19 protein-coding genes are annotated in these 17,664 nt (G+C 62.0%); 11 read left to right on the forward strand and 8 right to left on the reverse strand.

Annotated features, from left to right (window positions below; all coding sequences use genetic code 11):
* Window positions 1-58 precede the first annotated feature (58 nt).
* Genes ftsX through ftsY form a run of 3 tightly spaced genes read right to left on the reverse strand, consistent with a single transcriptional unit; the run spans window position 59 to window position 3,227 of the window.
* Window positions 59-1,084, reverse strand: a complete 1,026-nt coding sequence (gene ftsX, locus J5M66_RS01120; protein WP_016772716.1) for a permease-like cell division protein FtsX — start codon at window positions 1,082-1,084, stop codon at window positions 59-61.
* Complete coding sequence (gene ftsE / locus J5M66_RS01125) at window positions 1,081-1,752, reverse strand: cell division ATP-binding protein FtsE (protein ID WP_016772715.1); 672 nt, start codon at window positions 1,750-1,752, stop codon at window positions 1,081-1,083. Before ftsE ends, ftsX begins: the two co-directional genes overlap by 4 nt.
* Complete coding sequence (gene ftsY, locus J5M66_RS01130; RefSeq protein WP_123441740.1) at window positions 1,749-3,227, reverse strand: signal recognition particle-docking protein FtsY; 1,479 nt, start codon at window positions 3,225-3,227, stop codon at window positions 1,749-1,751. The genes ftsE and ftsY overlap by 4 nt, the downstream gene beginning before the upstream one ends.
* On the opposite strand from ftsY, the gene J5M66_RS01135 reads away from it, so the two are divergent.
* The 5 genes from J5M66_RS01135 (at window position 3,226) to J5M66_RS01155 (ending at window position 8,085) form a co-directional block, all read left to right on the forward strand.
* Window positions 3,226-3,420, forward strand: coding sequence for a hypothetical protein (locus J5M66_RS01135; RefSeq protein ID WP_016772713.1), 195 nt, complete (start codon window positions 3,226-3,228; stop codon window positions 3,418-3,420). The genes ftsY and J5M66_RS01135 overlap by 2 nt on opposite strands.
* A gap of 151 nt (window positions 3,421-3,571) precedes the next feature.
* Window positions 3,572-4,927: a pitrilysin family protein gene (locus tag J5M66_RS01140; protein ID WP_207807521.1), complete on the forward strand. Its 1,356-nt coding sequence runs from the start codon at window positions 3,572-3,574 to the stop codon at window positions 4,925-4,927.
* On the forward strand, window positions 4,920-6,410 hold the full coding sequence (locus J5M66_RS01145; RefSeq protein ID WP_207807522.1) for a pitrilysin family protein: 1,491 nt from the start codon (window positions 4,920-4,922) through the stop codon (window positions 6,408-6,410). Before J5M66_RS01140 ends, J5M66_RS01145 begins: the two co-directional genes overlap by 8 nt.
* A complete protein-coding gene (gene rsmD / locus J5M66_RS01150) occupies window positions 6,410-7,024 on the forward strand; it encodes a 16S rRNA (guanine(966)-N(2))-methyltransferase RsmD (RefSeq protein WP_123441743.1) in 615 nt (204 codons plus the stop codon). Before J5M66_RS01145 ends, rsmD begins: the two co-directional genes overlap by 1 nt.
* A 65-nt stretch (window positions 7,025-7,089) precedes the next feature.
* Window positions 7,090-8,085: a hydrolase gene (locus J5M66_RS01155; RefSeq protein ID WP_133335890.1), complete on the forward strand. Its 996-nt coding sequence runs from the start codon at window positions 7,090-7,092 to the stop codon at window positions 8,083-8,085.
* A gap of 119 nt (window positions 8,086-8,204) precedes the next feature.
* Here J5M66_RS01155 and J5M66_RS01160 read toward each other — a convergent pair whose 3' ends face one another.
* On the reverse strand, window positions 8,205-9,059 hold the full coding sequence (locus J5M66_RS01160; protein ID WP_073471025.1) for a sulfurtransferase: 855 nt from the start codon (window positions 9,057-9,059) through the stop codon (window positions 8,205-8,207).
* Window positions 9,060-9,090: 31 nt separating this feature from the next.
* Entirely contained in the window at window positions 9,091-9,762 is a 672-nt protein-coding gene (locus tag J5M66_RS01165; protein ID WP_016772708.1) for a TetR/AcrR family transcriptional regulator, read from the reverse strand.
* A 147-nt stretch (window positions 9,763-9,909) separates the two neighbouring features.
* Here J5M66_RS01165 and J5M66_RS01170 point away from each other — a divergent pair, with 147 nt between their 5' ends.
* From J5M66_RS01170 to J5M66_RS01190, 5 genes are all read left to right on the forward strand, one after another.
* Window positions 9,910-11,340, forward strand: coding sequence for a coniferyl aldehyde dehydrogenase (locus tag J5M66_RS01170; RefSeq protein WP_207807523.1), 1,431 nt, complete (start codon window positions 9,910-9,912; stop codon window positions 11,338-11,340).
* 29 nt (window positions 11,341-11,369) lie between these two features.
* Window positions 11,370-11,915 (forward strand): twin-arginine translocation pathway signal protein, encoded by a 546-nt coding sequence (locus J5M66_RS01175; RefSeq protein ID WP_122698597.1) that lies wholly within the window; start codon window positions 11,370-11,372, stop codon window positions 11,913-11,915.
* A gap of 133 nt (window positions 11,916-12,048) precedes the next feature.
* Complete coding sequence (locus J5M66_RS01180) at window positions 12,049-13,644, forward strand: GMC family oxidoreductase (protein ID WP_207807524.1); 1,596 nt, start codon at window positions 12,049-12,051, stop codon at window positions 13,642-13,644.
* Between the two features lie 115 nt (window positions 13,645-13,759).
* Window positions 13,760-14,239 (forward strand): pantetheine-phosphate adenylyltransferase, encoded by a 480-nt coding sequence (gene coaD, locus J5M66_RS01185; RefSeq protein ID WP_003229157.1) that lies wholly within the window; start codon window positions 13,760-13,762, stop codon window positions 14,237-14,239.
* 145 nt (window positions 14,240-14,384) lie between these two features.
* Window positions 14,385-14,636 (forward strand): YfhL family 4Fe-4S dicluster ferredoxin, encoded by a 252-nt coding sequence (locus J5M66_RS01190; RefSeq protein ID WP_003195146.1) that lies wholly within the window; start codon window positions 14,385-14,387, stop codon window positions 14,634-14,636.
* A gap of 125 nt (window positions 14,637-14,761) precedes the next feature.
* Here the strand turns inward: J5M66_RS01190 and J5M66_RS01195 are convergent, their stop codons facing one another.
* The 3 genes from J5M66_RS01195 to J5M66_RS01205 are packed head-to-tail and all read right to left on the reverse strand — an operon-like array spanning window position 14,762 to window position 16,779.
* A complete protein-coding gene (locus J5M66_RS01195; protein ID WP_076564452.1) occupies window positions 14,762-15,085 on the reverse strand; it encodes a multidrug transporter in 324 nt (107 codons plus the stop codon).
* 56 nt (window positions 15,086-15,141) lie between these two features.
* Window positions 15,142-15,954: a bifunctional DNA-formamidopyrimidine glycosylase/DNA-(apurinic or apyrimidinic site) lyase gene (gene mutM / locus J5M66_RS01200; RefSeq protein ID WP_207807525.1), complete on the reverse strand. Its 813-nt coding sequence runs from the start codon at window positions 15,952-15,954 to the stop codon at window positions 15,142-15,144.
* Between the two features lie 12 nt (window positions 15,955-15,966).
* Entirely contained in the window at window positions 15,967-16,779 is an 813-nt protein-coding gene (locus tag J5M66_RS01205; protein WP_160769650.1) for an HDOD domain-containing protein, read from the reverse strand.
* Between the two features lie 228 nt (window positions 16,780-17,007).
* On the opposite strand from J5M66_RS01205, the gene J5M66_RS01210 reads away from it, so the two are divergent.
* The gene (locus J5M66_RS01210) at window positions 17,008-17,547 is read left to right on the forward strand and encodes a type 1 glutamine amidotransferase domain-containing protein (protein WP_207807526.1); all 540 of its coding nucleotides are present in this window, start codon (window positions 17,008-17,010) and stop codon (window positions 17,545-17,547) included.
* Window positions 17,548-17,664 lie beyond the last annotated feature (117 nt).

Raw genomic sequence — 17,664 nt, forward strand, 5'->3', positions numbered from 1 at the left:
GGAACTCAGGTACAAGTTCCCATAAAAACCGCAAGGTCAATCACGCGCAAAAAAGATTCTACTTCGGCGCCAGCTCCCTGAGATGACGTGCGACTGCAATCCATGCACCGATATAACCCAACAGCACCGCGCCAAGCAAGAGCGACAGACCGTCGGCCACTGGCACGCCGGCCAGGGCGAAATCACTGCCGTACAAACCGGCCAGTCCGACCACCGCATCGTTCAGCCAATTGAGGCCGAACGCCAATACGCCCCAGGACAACAGCCCTGCACCGAAGCCATACAACGCGCCCATATACAGGAAAGGGCGGCGCACATAACTGTCAGTGCCGCCGACGAGTTTAATCACTTCTATCTCGGTGCGGCGGTTTTCAATATGAAGACGAATGGTATTGCCTATCACCAAAAGTAATGCAGACACCAACAATACCGTCAGACCGAAGACAAAGCGGTCGCCAAGCTTGAGGATGGCGGCCAGACGCTCGACCCAGACTAGATCAAGTTGCGCCTGTTGTACCTTCGGCAGCTCGGAAAGTTTTTGTCTTAATGCTTCGAGTGTCGGCTTGTCGACTTCGTTCGGTGTCACCAGCACCACACCCGGCAACGGGTTGTCAGGCAGCTCACGCAGGGCTTCGCCCAGGCCGGACTGCTGCTGGAATTCTTCCAGCGCCTGATCGCGGCCGACATATTCGGCATCAGCGACGCCGGGCATGCCTTTGATCTGCTCACGCAGCGCTTCACCCTGCTCCGGGCTGGCGTCGAGTTGCAGGTACAGGGAAATCTGCGCCGCGCGCTGCCAGGAACCGCCAAGACGCTCAACGTTGTTGAGCAACAGCGACAGCCCCATCGGCAGACTCAACGCCACGGCCATCACCATGCAGGTGAAGAAGCTGCCGATCGGCTGCTTGCCGAGGCGGCGCAGGCTGTCGAGCAGGCTGGCGCGATGGCTTTCGATCCAGGCGCGAAACAGCGTGGCGAAGTCCGGGCCGTCGTCATCGTCGTGCTTTTTCTTTTTCTGCGGTTGCGGATCGGCGGCCTTCGGGGCCACGCGCTCGGAAACCTTCGGACTGCGTGTCGCACTCATACCCCGGCCTCCCCGTCGCCGATCAGGCGGCCGCGTTGCAGGGTCAGCATGCGATGACGCATGCGCGCGATCAGTGCCAGGTCGTGACTGGCGATCAGCACGCTGGTGCCCAAACGGTTGATGTCTTCGAACACGCCCATGATCTCCGCCGCCAGACGCGGGTCGAGGTTACCGGTCGGTTCGTCTGCCAGCAGCAAGGCCGGGCGATGGACGATGGCGCGGGCAATGCCGACGCGCTGTTGCTGACCGGTGGACAGATCGCCCGGGTACAGATCGGATTTGTCCGACAGTGCCACGCGTTCCAGCGCCGAATCGACGCGCTTGGCGATCTCGACCTTGGACAGGCCGAGGATCTGCAGCGGCAAGGCGACGTTGTTGAACACTGTACGATCGAACAGCAACTGGTGATTCTGGAACACCACGCCGATCTGTCGGCGCAGGAACGGAATCTGCGCGTTGCTGATGGTGCTCAGGTCCTGCCCGGCGAGCAGCAGTTTGCCGCTGGTCGGCCGTTCCATTGCCAGCAACAGGCGCAACAGCGTGGATTTACCGGCACCGGAGTGACCGGTGACAAACAAGAACTCGCCACGACGGACTCGAAAGCTCAGCTCATGCAAGCCGACGTGACCGTTCGGGTAGCGTTTACCGACCTGTTCGAAACGAATCATGAACGCTCCCGCTCGGCAAACAGTGCCTGGACAAAGGGTTCGGCTTCAAAGGTGCGCAAATCGTCGATGCCTTCACCGACGCCGATGTAGCGGATCGGCAGGCCGAATTGCTTGGCCAGGGCGAAAATCACCCCGCCCTTGGCGGTGCCGTCGAGCTTGGTCAGGGCCAGACCGGTCAGTTCGACGGTCTGGTTGAACTGCTTGGCCTGGTTGATGGCGTTCTGGCCGGTGCCGGCGTCGAGCACCAGCAGCACTTCGTGCGGGGCGTCGGCGTCGAGCTTGCCGATCACCCGGCGAACCTTTTTCAGCTCTTCCATCAGGTTGTCTTTGGTGTGCAGACGACCGGCGGTGTCAGCGATCAGCACGTCGATGCCACGGGCCTTGGCCGCTTGCACCGCGTCGAAGATCACCGAAGCGGAATCAGCGCCGGTGTGCTGGGCGATCACCGGAATCTTGTTGCGCTCGCCCCAGACCTGCAATTGCTCCACGGCCGCTGCACGGAAGGTGTCACCGGCCGCCAGCATGACTTTCTTGCCTTCCAGCTGCAGCTTCTTCGCCAGTTTGCCGATGGTGGTAGTTTTGCCGGCGCCGTTGACGCCAACCACCAGAATCACGAACGGCTTGTTCTGCGAGGCGATTTTCAGCGGCTGTTCAACCGGCTTGAGCATCGCGGCCAATTCGGCCTGCAAGGATTTGTACAAGGCGTCGGCGTCGGCCAGCTCCTTGCGTGCAACCTTCTGGGTCAGGCGCTGGATGATCTGCGTGGTGGCTTCGACGCCGACGTCGGCGGTGAGCAGACGGGTTTCGAGGTCGTCGAGCAGGTCATCGTCGATGGTCTTGCGCCCGAGGAACAGGCTGGCCATGCCCTCGCCGATGCTGGCACTGGTCTTCGACAGGCCTTGCTTGAGACGGGCGAAGAAGCCGGCTTTGGTTTCTTCGGTGCGCGGGGTTTCGACTGGCGCTTCTACAGGGACTTCGACCGGCACGACCGGAGCGACAACCGGCGCAGCGGCAATCGGTGCAGGCTCCGACGGCGGAACAACCGGGGCGGCGGGTTCAGAAATGATCGGCGCTGGCTCGGCAACCGGCTCAGGCACAGGCTGCGCAGCCACTTCGGCAACCGGCGCAGGAATCACTGGCGTCACATGCGGCGCTGCTTCTTCAACCAGCGCGACCGGTTCTTCTGCCACTGGCAAGGTCAGCCACGGCTCGGCGGCGGGCGTCAGCGGCAACTCGGCAGCGGCCGGCGTTTCGGGCTCGGCCTCAACCTCCGGTTGCAGCACCGGCTCGGCGATCGGCAGCACAATCGGCGCCGGCTCTTCTTCTATTACAGGTGCTGGCGCGGGGGCCGGCTCAGGAATCGCGGGCGGCTGTTCGACGACGGGTTCTTGCGGTTTCTTCCGCAGCCATCCGAACAGGCTTTTCTTCTCGCCAGCCGCAGCTGGGCTCTTCTTGTCGTCGTTGGAACCAAACATGGAGGACGGCTATCTCACGGTAGCGACGCGCCAACAGGGCGCCCCGGCAAATAAATATTCGATGCAGAACAGACTGTGTTTCACCCAGCTTGTTCACGCGCAACATTTTGTCGAGGCACCGAAGGCACCTCAAACTTCAATTAACACGAAGGACTGGAGCGGCATCGTCGGCGAAAACGCGCAGTACAGATGAAAAACTGCTGCTATCCGCGACAAACCCATACAGCCTGACCGGGTATCGAAACCTGATAGGCGTGGCCGCCAGTAAAACGGATCAGTATCCTAGCACCCTCTCGCCCGCTGACGCTAAGACCAAGCGGGCAGCCCAACAGGTTGAAAAACGAATGAATGCTCTTGCCCGCCGCGCTGCTGGCCTGCTGCTCAGCGCAGTCTGCCTGCCCCTTTCGGCCCTGGCGGCCGACCCGCAACCGACCCATGAATTCACCCTCGACAACGGCCTCAAGGTCGTCGTGCGCGAAGACCATCGTGCGCCGGTGGTCGTTTCGCAGATCTGGTACAAGGTCGGCTCCAGCTACGAGACTCCGGGCCAGACCGGTCTGTCCCACGCGCTCGAGCACATGATGTTCAAGGGCAGCGAAAAAGTCGGCCCCGGCGAAGCTTCGCTGATCCTGCGCGACCTTGGCGCCGAAGAGAACGCCTTTACCAGCGACGACTTCACTGCTTATTACCAGGTGCTGGCTCGCGATCGCCTCGGCGTGGCCTTCGAGCTGGAAGCCGACCGCATGGCCAACCTGCGCCTGCCGGCCGACGAGTTTGCCAAGGAAATCGAAGTCATCAAGGAAGAGCGCCGCCTGCGCACCGATGACAAGCCGATGTCCAAGGCTTACGAGCGCTACAAGGCCATGGCCTACCCGGCCAGCGGTTATCACACGCCGACCATCGGCTGGATGGCTGACCTCGACCGTATGAAAGTCGAGGAACTGCGCCACTGGTATCAATCCTGGTACGCGCCGAACAACGCCACGCTGGTGGTGGTCGGTGACGTCACTCCGGACGAAGTGAAAACCCTCGCCCAGCGTTATTTCGGCCCTATCGCCAAACGCGACGTGCCACCGGCGAAAAAACCGCTGGAATTGGCCGAGCCCGGCGAACGCCAGATCACCCTGCGCGTGCAGACCCAACTGCCGAGCCTGATGCTTGGCTTCAACGTGCCGAGCATTGCAACCGCTGAAGACAAACGCTCGGTCAACGCCTTGCGCCTGATCTCGGCGCTGCTCGACGGCGGCTACAGCGGACGCATCCCGGCGCAACTGGAACGCGGCGAAGAGCTGGTCTCCGGCGGCTCGTCGGACTATGACGCCTATACCCGTGGCGACAGCCTGTTCACCCTGTCGGCCACGCCAAATACGCAGAAGAAAAAGACCATCGCCCAGGCCGAAGCCGGCTTGTGGAAATTGCTTGAGCAACTGAAAACCACCGCGCCGTCTGCCGAAGAGCTGGAACGCGTCCGCGCTCAAGTCATCGCCGGCCTGGTCTACGAGCGTGACTCGATCACCAGCCAGGCCACCGCGATCGGTCAACTGGAAACGGTCGGCCTGTCGTGGAAGCTGATGGACACCGAACTGGCCGATCTGGAAAGCGTGACCCCGCAAGACATCCAGAACGCCGCGAAAAAGTATTTCACCCGCGAACGTCTCAGCGTCGCCCACGTCCTGCCAATGGAGACGACTCATGAGTGAGCGCAAAACCCCACGCCTGATGCTGCTTGGCCTGATTGCTGTCGCAGTGATCGGCTCGGCAGCGGTTTATTTGTCGCCAAGCGCTGACAGCAAGGCCAGCGAAGCACTGGATAACGCCAAGTCCAGCCAGAAACTGCAATCGCTGGCCGAACTCGACGGCAAGGCTCCGGCCAGCCGCAAGCTTGATGTGCAGACCTGGAACACTGCTGAAGGCGCGAAAGTGCTGTTTGTCGAAGCGCATGAGCTGCCGATGTTCGACATGCGCCTGATCTTCGCCGCTGGCAGCAGCCAGGATGGCAACGTCCCCGGCCTCGCCGTGCTGACCAACGCCATGCTCAACGAAGGCATTGCCGGCAAAGACGTCGGCGCCATCGCTCAAGGGTTTGAAGGCCTCGGCGCCGACTTCGGCAACGGTGCGTTCAAGGACATGGCGCTGGCTTCGCTGCGCAGTCTGAGCGCACCTGAGCAGCGTGAACCGGCGTTGAAGCTGTTCGCCGATGTGGTCGGCAAACCGACCTTCCCCGCCGACTCCTTCGCGCGCATCAAGAACCAGTTGCTCGCCGGTTTCGAATACCAGAAACAGAACCCCGGCAAACTCGCAAGCCTCGAGCTGATGAAGCGTCTGTACGGCGATCACCCATACGCGCATTCCAGCGATGGCAATGCCCAAAGCGTGCCGAAGATCACGGTCGAGCAATTGCGCGAGTTCCACGCCAAGGCCTACGCCGCCGGCAACGCTGTGATTGCACTGGTCGGCGACCTGTCGCGAGCCGAAGCCGAGGCGATCGCCAATCAGGTCTCCTCTGCCCTGCCGAAAGGCCCGGCACTGGCGAAAATCGCCGCACCGCAGGAACCGAAGGCCAGCGTCAACCACATCGAGTTTCCGTCGAAACAGACCAACCTGATGCTCGCGCAACTGGGCATCGATCGCGACGATCCGGATTACGCCGCGCTGTCGCTGGGCAACCAGATCCTCGGCGGCGGTGGTTTCGGTACGCGCCTGATGAGCGAAGTGCGCGAGAAGCGCGGCCTGACCTACGGCGTGTATTCGGCGTTCAGCCCGATGCAGGCCCGTGGGCCGTTCATGATCAATCTGCAGACCCGCGCCGAGATGAGCGAAGGCACCCTGAAACTGGTGCAGGACGTACTCGCCGACTACCTGAAAACCGGGCCGACACAGAAAGAACTCGACGATGCCAAGCGCGAACTGGCCGGCAGCTTCCCGCTGTCCACCGCGAGCAACGCCGACATCGTTGGCCAGCTCGGCGCGATGGGCTTCTATAATCTGCCGCTGAGCTATCTCGACGATTTCATGCGTCAGTCGCAGAGCCTGACCGTAGAGCAAGTCCGCGCTGCGCTGAACAAACACCTGAGCACGGAGAAAATGGTCATCGTCACCGCTGGCCCGACCGTGCCGCAAAAGCCGTTACCGGCCCCATCTGATAAACCTGCCGAGCAACCGCTCGGGGTTCCGGAGCATTAATGGCCACTCGAACACCGAAAAAACCTGTGCAAAACATGCACAACGGCGTGAACCAGCTGCGCATCATTGGCGGCCAGTGGCGCAGCCGCAAGCTGAGCTTCCCCGACGCACCGGGCCTGCGCCCGACCCCGGATCGCGTGCGTGAAACCCTGTTCAACTGGCTCGCGCCCTATGTCGAAGGGGCGAAAGTGCTCGACCCGTTCGCCGGCAGCGGCGCGCTGTTTCTCGAAGCGCTGTCCCGTGGCGCGGCCACGGCCCAGGCCCTGGACGCGAGCAACGTTGCAGTGTCCAGCCTGAAAGAACACCTCGGCACCCTGCGCTGCACCAACGGTCAGGTACAGACCGCCGACGCGCTGCGCTACCTGGAAACCCAGACCGCGACGCCGTTCGATCTGGTGTTCCTCGACCCACCGTTCAACCAGAACCTGTTGCCAGCGGTTTGTACCTTGCTGGAAGAGCGCCAATGGCTGGCGGCCGATTCGTGGATCTACACTGAAAGCGAAACAGCGCCATCGACGCTGGGCCTGCCGGGCAACTGGCGTCTGCATCGTGAACAGAAATCCGGTCGGGTTTTTTACGCGCTGTGGCAGCGCACGGCGGACATCGCCGGCTGACAAGGTCCCAAGCAACCTGCGGCGAGGGGGCGAGCTTCCTCGCCACAAGCCCATCGAGAATCATCGTGCCCCCTTCGCCAGAACGCTTCATCCCCGCCTTCGGCCTCGGCAATCCGCATCTGCAAACCCTGTGGGGGCCGCTGTGGCGCAAGACCGTGCACATCGAGCGCGAACGCGAACGCCTGTGGCTTGAGGACGGCGACTTCCTCGACCTCGACTGGCACGGCCCGCACAGCGCCGAGGCGCCGTTGGTCCTGGTGCTGCACGGTTTGACCGGCTCTTCCAATTCGCCCTATGTGGCGGGCATTCAAAAGGCCTTGGCCGAGCAGGGCTGGGCCAGCGTCGCGCTGAACTGGCGCGGTTGTTCCGGCGAGCCGAATCTGTTGCCGCGCAGCTACCACTCCGGCGCCAGCGAAGACCTTGCCGAAGCCATCCAGCACCTGCGCGCGAAACGACCGTTGGCGCCGTTGTACGCGGTCGGCTATTCGCTGGGCGGTAATGTGCTGCTTAAGCATCTGGGCGAAACCGGCAGCAACAGCGGTGTGCTCGGCGCGGTGGCGGTGTCGGTACCGTTCCGTCTCGATCAATGTGCCGATCGTATCGGCCAAGGATTTTCGCGGGTGTATCAGGCGCACTTCATGCGAGAGATGGTCGCCTACATCAGGAACAAGCAGCGTCAGTTCCAGCATGACGGGCGCGAAGACGGCCTGGCGAAACTGGCCGCGCTCGGCTCGCTGGAGAACATGCGTACGTTTTGGGATTTCGACGGCCGGGTTACCGCGCCGCTGCATGGCTTCAATGATGCCGAGGATTATTACCGCCGCGCCTCGAGCCGCTACTACCTCGGCGAGATCCGCACGCCGACGCTGATCATTCAGGCGGCGGACGATCCGTTCGTATTTCCCCACAGTCTGCCGCAAGCCGACGAGTTGTCAGCCTGCACCCGGTTCGAATTGCAGGCGCGTGGCGGTCATGTCGGTTTTGTCGACGGCTCGGTGCGCCGGCCCGGGTATTACCTGGAGCGGCGCATCCCGCAATGGCTGGCCGAGACCAGTGTGTGAACACCGCATATCCCCTGTAGGAGTGAGCCTGCTCGCGATCGCGGTGTGTCAGTCTGGAAATTCAATGCCTGACAGGACGCCTTCGCGAGCAGGCTCACTCCTACAGGAGATCGCTGAGTTTATTCGCCCGTGGCAATGCCGCGCGATGGCTCGTTGATCCATTCGCTCCACGATCCGGCATACAGCGCACCCAGCGGGTAGCCGGCCAGGCACAGTGCGAACAGGTTGTGACACGCCGTCACCCCGGAGCCGCAGTAGGCGACCAGTTCCGACGGTGAGCGATCACCCAGTTTCGCGGCAAAGCGCTGCTTGAGCTGCTCGGCCGGCAAAAACCGTCCATCACTGCCGAGGTTGTCGGTGAACGCCGCGCACTGCGCGCCGGGAATGTGTCCGGCGACCGGATCGATCGGTTCCACTTCGCCCTTGAAGCGCGGCAAGGCGCGGGCGTCGAGCAGGGTCAGGGTTGGCTGGCCGAGGCGCTGCTGCAATTGTTCGGCGCTGAGCAACAGGCTCATGTCCGGCTGACCGCTGAAGTTACCCGGCGTCACGCTCGGCGGGTCCAGGCTCAGCGGCAGGCCGGCGGCGTGCCAGGCTTTGAGCCCGCCATCGAGAATGAATACGCCGTCGCGCTTGCCCAGCCATGCCAGCAACCACCACGCCCGCGCCGCGTATGCACCCGGGCCGTCGTCATACAGAACCACATCGCTGTCGTTGCTGATGCCCCAGGCTTGCAGGCGTTCGATCAGCGCCGCCGGCTCGGGCAACGGATGACGCCCGGTCACGCCCTTCTCGACTTTACCGCTCAGATCACGTTCCAGATCGGCGAAACTCGCCCCGGCAATGTGCCCTTCGGCGTAGCTGCGCTGACCGTAATCCGGATCTTCGAGGGCAAAACGACAATCGAGAATCACCAGCCCCGGCTGCTCTTTGCGAGCGTCCAGTGCTTGTGGGCTGATCAACTGCGCAATCGACATAACGGGCTCCTGTGGAATTCGGCTGAACGGTTTATTTCACGTCTTCAAGGGCCTGCGCCAGCGGCACGTAGAACTCGTCGAACAATGCGTTGACTTCATCCCGCGCCTGATCGGTAACAAACCCTGCTTCCAGCACCAGCACCTGATACACGCCACGCTTCACGGCCTGTTCGCTGAGGTGGTTGGAGTTTTCCCGCGTGGTGCACAGAAAACGCACCCACGAGGTCAGGATGATCCACGCGTTGAGGGTCAGCGACTCGATCTGCACGCGATCCATTTTCAGGATGCCGGCGGCGACAAAACCTTCGTAGATTGCGGCCCCCTGGATCACGCAGCGCTGGGAGAAACGCCGATAACGCGCGGCCAGTTCCGCATCGCTGTCGAGCAGATGCTCAAGGTCACGATGCAGGAAACGGTAGCGCCACATGGCCGAGAGCAGTTCCTTGAGATAGAAACGCTTGTCCTCGACGGTCGCCGGGCGACCCTGGGGCGGGCGCAAAAAGCTGTCCACCAGGGCTTCGTACTCACTGAACAGCACGGCGATGATCGCCTGCTTGTTGGGGAAGTGGTAGTACAGGTTGCCCGGAGAAATCTCCATGTGCGCGGCGATGTGGTTGGTGCTGACGCTGCGCTCGCCCTGCTGATTGAACAGCTCCAGGCTGTTCTGAACGATGCGCTCGCTGGTTTTTATTCGTGGGGCCATGGCTTGAGCTTTAATTCAGAGTGCGTAGACGGCGCATCTTACGACCTAACCGGAAATGGATAAAACACTGACGTGCGCGGAAGTCGTTTGACTTTCTAGAGCTTAGACTCTAAAAAGTGCTCACTACAATAAAATCCGGAGCCCGCGATGACTGCCGACATTGCCTACCTGCAAACGCTGCAACAGCCTCTTGAAACCCTCGATCGGCAGTTCCAGGCACAACGGGCCGCGTACGCCGCCAACCCGATGCCACCGGCCGCGCAACGTCAGCAATGGCTCAAGGCTTTGCGCGATCTGCTCAGCGCTGAGCGGCAGGCATTGATCGACGCGATCAGCGCCGATTTCAGTCACCGCAGCGCCGACGAAACCCTGCTCGCCGAGCTGATGCCGAGCCTGCACGGCATTCACTACGCCAGTCGTCACCTGAAAAACTGGATGAAGCCCTCGCGACGCAAGGTTGGCATGGCGTTCCAGCCTGCTTCGGCGAAGGTGGTTTATCAGCCGCTGGGCGTGGTCGGCGTGATCGTGCCGTGGAACTACCCGCTGTATCTGGCCGTGGGGCCGATGGTCGGCGCCCTTGCTGCCGGCAACCGGGTGATGCTCAAGCTCAGCGAATCGACCCCGGCCACCGGACTGCTGCTCAAAGAACTGCTGGCGCGGATCTTTCCCGAAGACCTGGTTAGCGTGGTGCTGGGCGAAGCGGATGTCGGCGTGGCGTTCTCGCGTCTACCGTTCGATCATTTGCTGTTCACCGGTTCCACCAGCGTCGGCAAACACGTCATGCGCGCTGCGGCGGAAAACCTCACGCCGGTCACCCTGGAACTGGGCGGCAAGTCGCCGGCCATCGTCTCCAGAGACGTACCGCTCAAGGACGCCGCCGAACGCATCGCCTTCGGCAAGACCCTCAACGCCGGGCAGACCTGCGTCGCGCCTGACTATGTGCTGGTGCCGGAAGACCGCGTCGGCGCTTTCGTTGAGGCCTATCGCCAGGCTGTGAAAGGCTTCTACCCGACCCTGGCCGACAACGCCGACTACACCGCGATCATCAACGAACGCCAGTTGGCCCGACTGAACGGTTACGTCAGCGACGCGACCAGCAAGGGCGCGCTGCTGATCCCGCTGTTCGAACAAGGCCAGGGCCGACGCATGCCGCACAGCGTGCTGCTCAATGTCAGCGATGAAATGACCGTGATGCAGGACGAAATCTTCGGCCCGTTGCTGCCAATCGTGCCTTATCGCGATCTGGAGCAGGCATTCGCTTACATCAATCAGCGGCCTCGTCCTCTGGCTCTTTACTACTTTGGCTACGACAAACGCGAGCAGCATCGCGTACTGCACGAGACCCATTCCGGCGGTGTGTGCCTGAACGACACCTTGTTGCATGTGGCTCAGGACGACATGCCCTTCGGTGGCATCGGCCCCTCGGGCATGGGCCATTACCACGGCCACGAAGGTTTCCTGACCTTCAGCAAGGCCAAGGGTGTGCTGATCAAACAGCGCTTCAATGCGGCCCGGCTGATCTACCCGCCCTACGGCAGATCGATTCAGAAACTGATTCAGAAACTGTTCATTCGCTAAACGTTCGTCGACGCCGGGTAATAACAACAATGCACCCAAGCCTGACCGAAACACCCGCCCTGTCGCGCCGTGGCCTGCTGAAATTCAGCCTCGGCGCCACCGCGTTTCTCGCCACCGCCGGCCTTGGCGCCAGCCTCACTGGCTGCTCGTCGAGCGTCAGCGCCAACGGCTTTGTCGTTTTGCGCGACGGCGATCTGCTGTTCCTGCGCGCGCTGATCCCGGTGATGCTCGACGGCGCCGTTGCCACCGGGGAAATGCCCGCGGCGGTCGACGGCACGCTGAAGTCGCTGGACTACAGCCTCGATCACGTGTCGCCGGAAATGCTCAAGCTCACTCGGCAACTGTTCGACGTGCTGGGCATGGCCGTGACCCGTGGCCCGCTCACCGGCATCTGGGGCAGTTGGGAAAACGCCAGCCCTGAAGCGATGCGGCATTTCCTCGAACGCTGGGAGAACAGTTCACTGAGCTTGCTGCGCATGGGCCATAGCTCGTTGCAGCAAATGGTGATGATGGCCTGGTACACCCGCGCCGAATCCTGGGCGCATTGCGGTTATCCCGGGCCGCCTAAGGTCTGAAACCGGGGCGCGGCCTTCGCGAGCAGGCTCGCTCCCATATTTGAAATGCATGTCCCTGTGGGAGCGAGCCTGCTCGCGAAGGGGCCAGCCGCCACACACACCCGCATCCAGAATAATAAAGAGAACCTGACCGATGCCCGTACCCGATCCCTTCCGCGAAGGCCTCGCCCGAGGCTGGAAAACCTACAACGGCGCGCAACTGAGCGACGACCTCACCCTCGAAGCCGACGTGGCGATCATCGGCAGTGGCGCCGGCGGCGGCACCACGGCGGAGATCCTCAGCGCGGCCGGCTACAAAGTCCTGCTGATCGAAGAAGGCCCGCTGAAGACCAGTTCGGATTTCAAACTGCTCGAAGACGAGGCCTACAGCAGCCTCTATCAGGAAGGCATCGGGCGCATGAGCAAGGACGGCGCGATCACGATCCTGCAGGGCCGCGCGGTCGGCGGTACGACGCTGATCAACTGGACCTCGAGCTTCCGCACGCCCGAGCCGACCCTCGAACACTGGGCCAGCGAGCACAACGTCAAAGGCCATAGTCCGGCAGAGATGGCGCCGTGGTTCGAAAAAATGGAGCAGCGCCTCGGGGTCGCGCCGTGGATGGTGCCGCCCAATGCCAACAACGATGTGATCCGCAAAGGCTGCGAGCAACTCGGCTACAGCTGGCACGTGATCCCGCGCAACGTTCGCGGTTGCTGGAATCTCGGCTATTGCGGCATGGGCTGTCCGAGCAACGCCAAGCAATCGATGATGGTCACGACCATCCCGGCGACGCTGGAAAAGGGCGGCGAGCTGCTGTATCTCGCGCGGGTGGAGAAACTGCTGATCAGTGGCGACAAGGTTACCGGGCTGCATTGCGTGGCGATGGACGAGCGCTGCGTCGAGCCGACCGGGCGCAGCATCACCGTCAAGGCGCGGCATTACGTGCTGGCCGGCGGCGGCATCAACAGCCCGGCGCTGTTGCTGCGCTCCGACGCGCCGGATCCGCATGAGCGCGTGGGCAAGCGCACCTTTCTGCACCCGGTGAACATGTCCGCCGCGCGTTTCGCCGAGGTGGTCAATCCGTTCTACGGCGCGCCGCAGTCGATTTATTCCGACCATTTTCAATGGAAGGACGGCACCACCGGGCCGATGGCGTTCAAACTTGAAGTGCCACCGCTGCATCCGGCGCTGGCGGCCACGTTGCTGGGTGGTTTCGGCCGGGAGAACGCGCAACACATGGCCGACCTGCCGCACACCCACGCGATGCTGGCGCTGCTGCGCGATGGCTTCCATCCGGACAGCAGCGGTGGCTCGGTGGAGCTGCGCAGTGATGGCTCGCCAGTGCTCGACTATCAGGTTTCGCAGTACGCCTGGGACGGTTTGCGCCGGGCCTTTCACGTCATGGCCGAAATCCAGTTCGCCGGCGGCGCGCAATCGGTAATGCCGATGCACGCCGACGGCCGCTATGTGAAGACCCTGGCCGAGGCGCGCTCAATGATCGATGGACTGAGCCTGGAGCTGTACCGCACGCGACTCGGTAGCGCCCATGTGATGGGTGGTTGTGCGATGGGTGAAGATCCGCAAAGCGCAGTTGCCGACAGCCTCGGTCGCCATCATCAACTGCGCAATCTGTCGATTCACGACGGCTCGCTTTTTCCCACCAGCATCGGCGCCAACCCCCAGCTGTCGGTGTATGGCCTGACCGCGCAACTGGCGACAGCCTTGGCTGACCGACTGAAAAATCCATGAAAAAGCAGAGTATTCCTATCGTCTATAGTGCTTTCTTACCCAACAGGCGACTTGGCCGACCGGGAAGGCTGCGATACCATCCGACTCCCCAACGGACTCCCGCCAGGACGACGCGATGAACCGAGTGTTGTACCCAGGTACCTTCGACCCTATTACCAAGGGCCATGGCGATCTGGTCGAACGCGCCTCGCGCCTGTTCGATCACGTGATCATTGCGGTCGCCGCCAGCCCGAAAAAGAACCCGCTGTTCCCGCTGGAACAACGGGTCGAACTGGCTCGCGAGGTCACCAAACACCTGCCGAACGTGGAAGTGGTCGGTTTCTCGACGCTGCTCGCGCATTTCGCCAAAGAGCAGAACGCCAATGTGTTCCTGCGTGGTCTGCGCGCGGTGTCGGACTTCGAATACGAATTCCAGCTGGCCAACATGAACCGCCAACTGGCACCGGATGTGGAGAGCCTGTTTCTCACGCCGTCGGAGCGTTATTCGTTCATTTCCTCGACGCTGGTGCGGGAGATTGCCGCGCTGGGCGGCGATATCAGCAAGTTCGTCCACCCGGCTGTGGCCGACGCGCTGACCCTGCGCTTTAAAAAGTAGGAGCTGCCGCAGGCTGCGATCTTTGCTTTTGAAGATTGCAGTCTCGTGCCCTTGATCGCCCCCGCGTGCACTGCGCTCGCCAATGCGGCACAATTGCGCGCATTGATTTATAGCGCCCGGGCCTGCCGCCCCGGCTGGAGTTAGCATGTCCCTGATCATCACCGACGATTGCATCAACTGCGACGTCTGCGAACCCGAGTGCCCGAACGCCGCCATTTCCCAAGGCGAAGAGATCTACGTGATCGACCCGAACCTGTGCACCCAGTGCGTCGGCCACTACGACGAGCCGCAGTGCCAGCAGGTCTGCCCGGTGGATTGCATTCCACTGGACGAAGCCCATCCGGAGACTGAAGAACAGTTGATGGAGAAGTACCGCAAGATCACCGGCAAGGCCTGATCACTTCAGCGCCTGTACCGCCCTCTTCGCGAGCAGGCTCGCTCCCACATTTGCAATGCATTCCCCTGTGGGAGCGAGCCTGCTCGCGAATGGGCCATCAGCCACACCACTGAAACCCGATCAGCTCACTCGCGCTGCTCGAACCCCTCCCCTGTACACCCCAGACACCGCACAAACGCCGCTTTCGCCGGGTCGACCACCAGCGCCTGACCGGCATCGCCAACACCGCCGCCCAGTGCGGTAAACGGCAACGACACCACAAACGCTCCCGCACCGATCACCGTGGCCACCACCAGCAAGGGCCGGGCAATCAGCAGGTCGCCAAGCATGGCGTAGGCCGGGGGATTCTGGATGGTGTAACGCGGATCACCGCTGCCGGTTTCCGAGGCCTGAACGGCCAGGCTGGAACACAACAGCAGCGTGACGAAGAAGACTTGCAGGACTTTCATGGCACGATCCTTCGGGCTGAGCAGTAAGACTTCTCACTATAGACCGAAGGATTTTTTCAGGTCTGGCAGCGCGGGCAAAACACGCTGGCGCGCTGGCCCAGCTTCACTTCGCGCAGGCCGCTACCGCAGACCTTGCAATGCTGACCACCGCGGCCGTAGACAAACAGTTCCTGCTGGAAGTATCCCGGCTGACCGTCTCCGCCAATGAAGTCGCGCAATGTTGTGCCGCCTCGCTCGATGGCGGCGGCGAGGATGCGCTTGATCTCGATTGCCAGTTTCAAGTAACGCCCGCGGGAGATGCCCCCGGCTTCGCGGCGCGGATCGATGCCGGCGGCGAACAGCGCTTCGGTCGCGTAGATATTGCCGACCCCGACCACCACCGCGTTGTCCATGATGAACGGCTTGACCGCCATCGAGCGCCCGCGTGACAGCTTGAACAATCTTTCGCCATCGAACAGATCGGTCAGCGGCTCCGGCCCGAGGCGAATCAGCAGTTCGTGATTGAGCGGGTCGTTGCTCCACAGCATCGCACCGAAGCGTCGCGGATCGGTGTAGCGCAGGGCCAGTCCCGACTCCAGTTCAATGTCGACGTGCTCGTGCTTCAACGCCGGCAACCCGGCCTCGACCAGACGCAGATTGCCGGACATGCCCAAATGGCTGATCAGCGTGCCGATCTCGGCGTTGATCAACAGGTATTTGGCGCGCCGCTCGACCAGCACGATGCGCTGCCCGGACAGGCGCACATCGAGGTCTTCGGGGATCGGCCAGCGCAGGCGCCGGTCGCGGACGATGACCCGGCTGACCCGCTGGCCTTCCAGGTGCGGGGCGATCCCGCGACGGGTGGTTTCGACTTCCGGCAGTTCAGGCATGGTGTCCTCGGATCAATGCGCGCCGAGGTCGCGAATCGTTTGTTTGAGTGTTTCGAAGTCGTAGTCCGACAGACCGACGTAATCGAGCACCAGCGGGCCGACCGCGCTCCACTCGAAATCCTCGCTCTGGTTGCCCAGCACGCGATAAGAGGCGCAGATGTGCTCGGCCATTTTCAGAATCGCCAGCAAATTCTTCAGTTGGCTGTTCTTCGACGATTCGTCGCTGAAAATCGCCAGCGCGTTGTGGTGGTTGGCAATGGCGGCGCTGACATGCTCCGGCAGGCGCCAGGACTTGGCGGTGTAGTAACCGACCACAGCGTGGTTGGTGTTGAACACACGGTTTTCCGTATCGACCACGCGGCATTCCGGGCTGGCGCTGGCGTAGGCCTCTTCCAGCACGGTCATGTAATTGGGGAAACGCTGCAGCATCAATGGCACGCCGCAATCGTGGAACAGGCCCAACGCATAGGCTTCGTCACCGGCCTGGGTGCCGATGCGCTTGGCCAGGGTCAGGCAGGTCATCGCCACATCCTGCGCGGTGTCCCAGAAACGGTTGAGGGTGACGATGGTGTCGTCGTTCATCTCGCCCTTGATCGACTGCGCGTTGATCAGGTTGATGATCGAGCGGCTGCCCAACAGGTTTACCGCACGCTGGATCGAGGTGATCTTGTTGCTCAGGCCGTAATACGGCGAGTTGACGATTTTCAGCAGCGCGCCGGACAGACCGGGGTCCTGGGAGATCAGTTTGGCGATCACCTCCAGGTCCGGGTCGGGCATGTACTGCTCCATTTGCAGATCCACCATGATCTGCGGTTGCGCCGGCACACTGATGCCTTGCAGCGATTGTTGAATCTGTTCGGTGGTCAGCTCTTGGGACATAAGTACACACTCCGGGGCAGGCGGCGATTCTAACCGCTGAAACCGCAGGGCGACACACCGATGGGCACATCGCCGGAACTTTCATCTGTGCCCAGGCTTCGGAATCTGTAGGGCGCATCGGACCTCATCGGTCCGCTGCGAAGGCAAAATCTCCACAGACTCAGGAGCTTACCGATGGCAATTTCCCTCAATGGCAAACGCGTCGCTATTTTGGTTACCGATGGTTTCGAACAGGTCGAACTGACCGGCCCCAAGGATGCCCTGGAGCAGGCCGGCGTGCAGGTCGATATCCTTTCCGCCGAGGCTGGCACGGTGAAAGGCTGGAACCATGACAAACCGGCCGACGACTTCCCCGTCACCAACACTTTCCAGGCTGTGAGCGTCGATCAATACGATGCCGTGCTGCTGCCGGGCGGTGTGCAGAATTCCGACACCATCCGTATCGATCAGGATGCTCAGCATCTGGTCAAGACTGCCGCTTCGGCGGGCAAGCCGATTGCCGTGATCTGCCACGGCAGCTGGTTGCTGATCTCGGCAGGACTGGTCAATGGCAAGACCATGACCAGCTACAAAACGGTCAAGGACGATCTCGTCAATGCCGGGGTCAACTGGGTCGACCAGGAAGTGGTCAAGGACGGCAACCTGATCAGCAGCCGCCAGCCGGATGATGCGCCAGCGTTCAGTCAGGCCCTGATCGACGCACTGGCTGCATAAGAGCTGAAATCGCTTTCGCGAGCAGGCTCGCTCCCACAGGTGAATGCATTCCAAGTGTGGGAGCGAGCCTGCTCGCGAAGGGGCCATCCGCTTTTCATCGCAGGCCAGACCGGAGCA

This window comes from Pseudomonas sp. 67(2021) (genome assembly GCF_017491835.1).
GTDB classification, from domain to species: domain Bacteria; phylum Pseudomonadota; class Gammaproteobacteria; order Pseudomonadales; family Pseudomonadaceae; genus Aquipseudomonas; species Aquipseudomonas atacamensis.

What these genes read in the sequence shown, in the direction of transcription:
- ftsX (WP_016772716.1), bottom strand. Translation starts at nt 1,084, where the DNA reads ATGAGTGCGACACGCAGTCCGAAGGTTTCCGAGCGCGTGGCCCCGAAG.
- ftsE (WP_016772715.1), bottom strand. Translation starts at nt 1,752, where the DNA reads ATGATTCGTTTCGAACAGGTCGGTAAACGCTACCCGAACGGTCACGTC.
- J5M66_RS01135 (WP_016772713.1), top strand. Translation starts at nt 3,226, where the DNA reads ATGGAGGACGGCTATCTCACGGTAGCGACGCGCCAACAGGGCGCCCCG.
- ftsY (WP_123441740.1), bottom strand. Translation starts at nt 3,227, where the DNA reads ATGTTTGGTTCCAACGACGACAAGAAGAGCCCAGCTGCGGCTGGCGAG.
- J5M66_RS01140 (WP_207807521.1), top strand. Translation starts at nt 3,572, where the DNA reads ATGAATGCTCTTGCCCGCCGCGCTGCTGGCCTGCTGCTCAGCGCAGTC.
- J5M66_RS01145 (WP_207807522.1), top strand. Translation starts at nt 4,920, where the DNA reads ATGAGTGAGCGCAAAACCCCACGCCTGATGCTGCTTGGCCTGATTGCT.
- rsmD (WP_123441743.1), top strand. Translation starts at nt 6,410, where the DNA reads ATGGCCACTCGAACACCGAAAAAACCTGTGCAAAACATGCACAACGGC.
- J5M66_RS01160 (WP_073471025.1), bottom strand. Translation starts at nt 9,059, where the DNA reads ATGTCGATTGCGCAGTTGATCAGCCCACAAGCACTGGACGCTCGCAAA.
- J5M66_RS01165 (WP_016772708.1), bottom strand. Translation starts at nt 9,762, where the DNA reads ATGGCCCCACGAATAAAAACCAGCGAGCGCATCGTTCAGAACAGCCTG.
- J5M66_RS01170 (WP_207807523.1), top strand. Translation starts at nt 9,910, where the DNA reads ATGACTGCCGACATTGCCTACCTGCAAACGCTGCAACAGCCTCTTGAA.
- J5M66_RS01175 (WP_122698597.1), top strand. Translation starts at nt 11,370, where the DNA reads ATGCACCCAAGCCTGACCGAAACACCCGCCCTGTCGCGCCGTGGCCTG.
- J5M66_RS01180 (WP_207807524.1), top strand. Translation starts at nt 12,049, where the DNA reads ATGCCCGTACCCGATCCCTTCCGCGAAGGCCTCGCCCGAGGCTGGAAA.
- coaD (WP_003229157.1), top strand. Translation starts at nt 13,760, where the DNA reads ATGAACCGAGTGTTGTACCCAGGTACCTTCGACCCTATTACCAAGGGC.
- J5M66_RS01190 (WP_003195146.1), top strand. Translation starts at nt 14,385, where the DNA reads ATGTCCCTGATCATCACCGACGATTGCATCAACTGCGACGTCTGCGAA.
- J5M66_RS01195 (WP_076564452.1), bottom strand. Translation starts at nt 15,085, where the DNA reads ATGAAAGTCCTGCAAGTCTTCTTCGTCACGCTGCTGTTGTGTTCCAGC.
- mutM (WP_207807525.1), bottom strand. Translation starts at nt 15,954, where the DNA reads ATGCCTGAACTGCCGGAAGTCGAAACCACCCGTCGCGGGATCGCCCCG.
- J5M66_RS01210 (WP_207807526.1), top strand. Translation starts at nt 17,008, where the DNA reads ATGGCAATTTCCCTCAATGGCAAACGCGTCGCTATTTTGGTTACCGAT.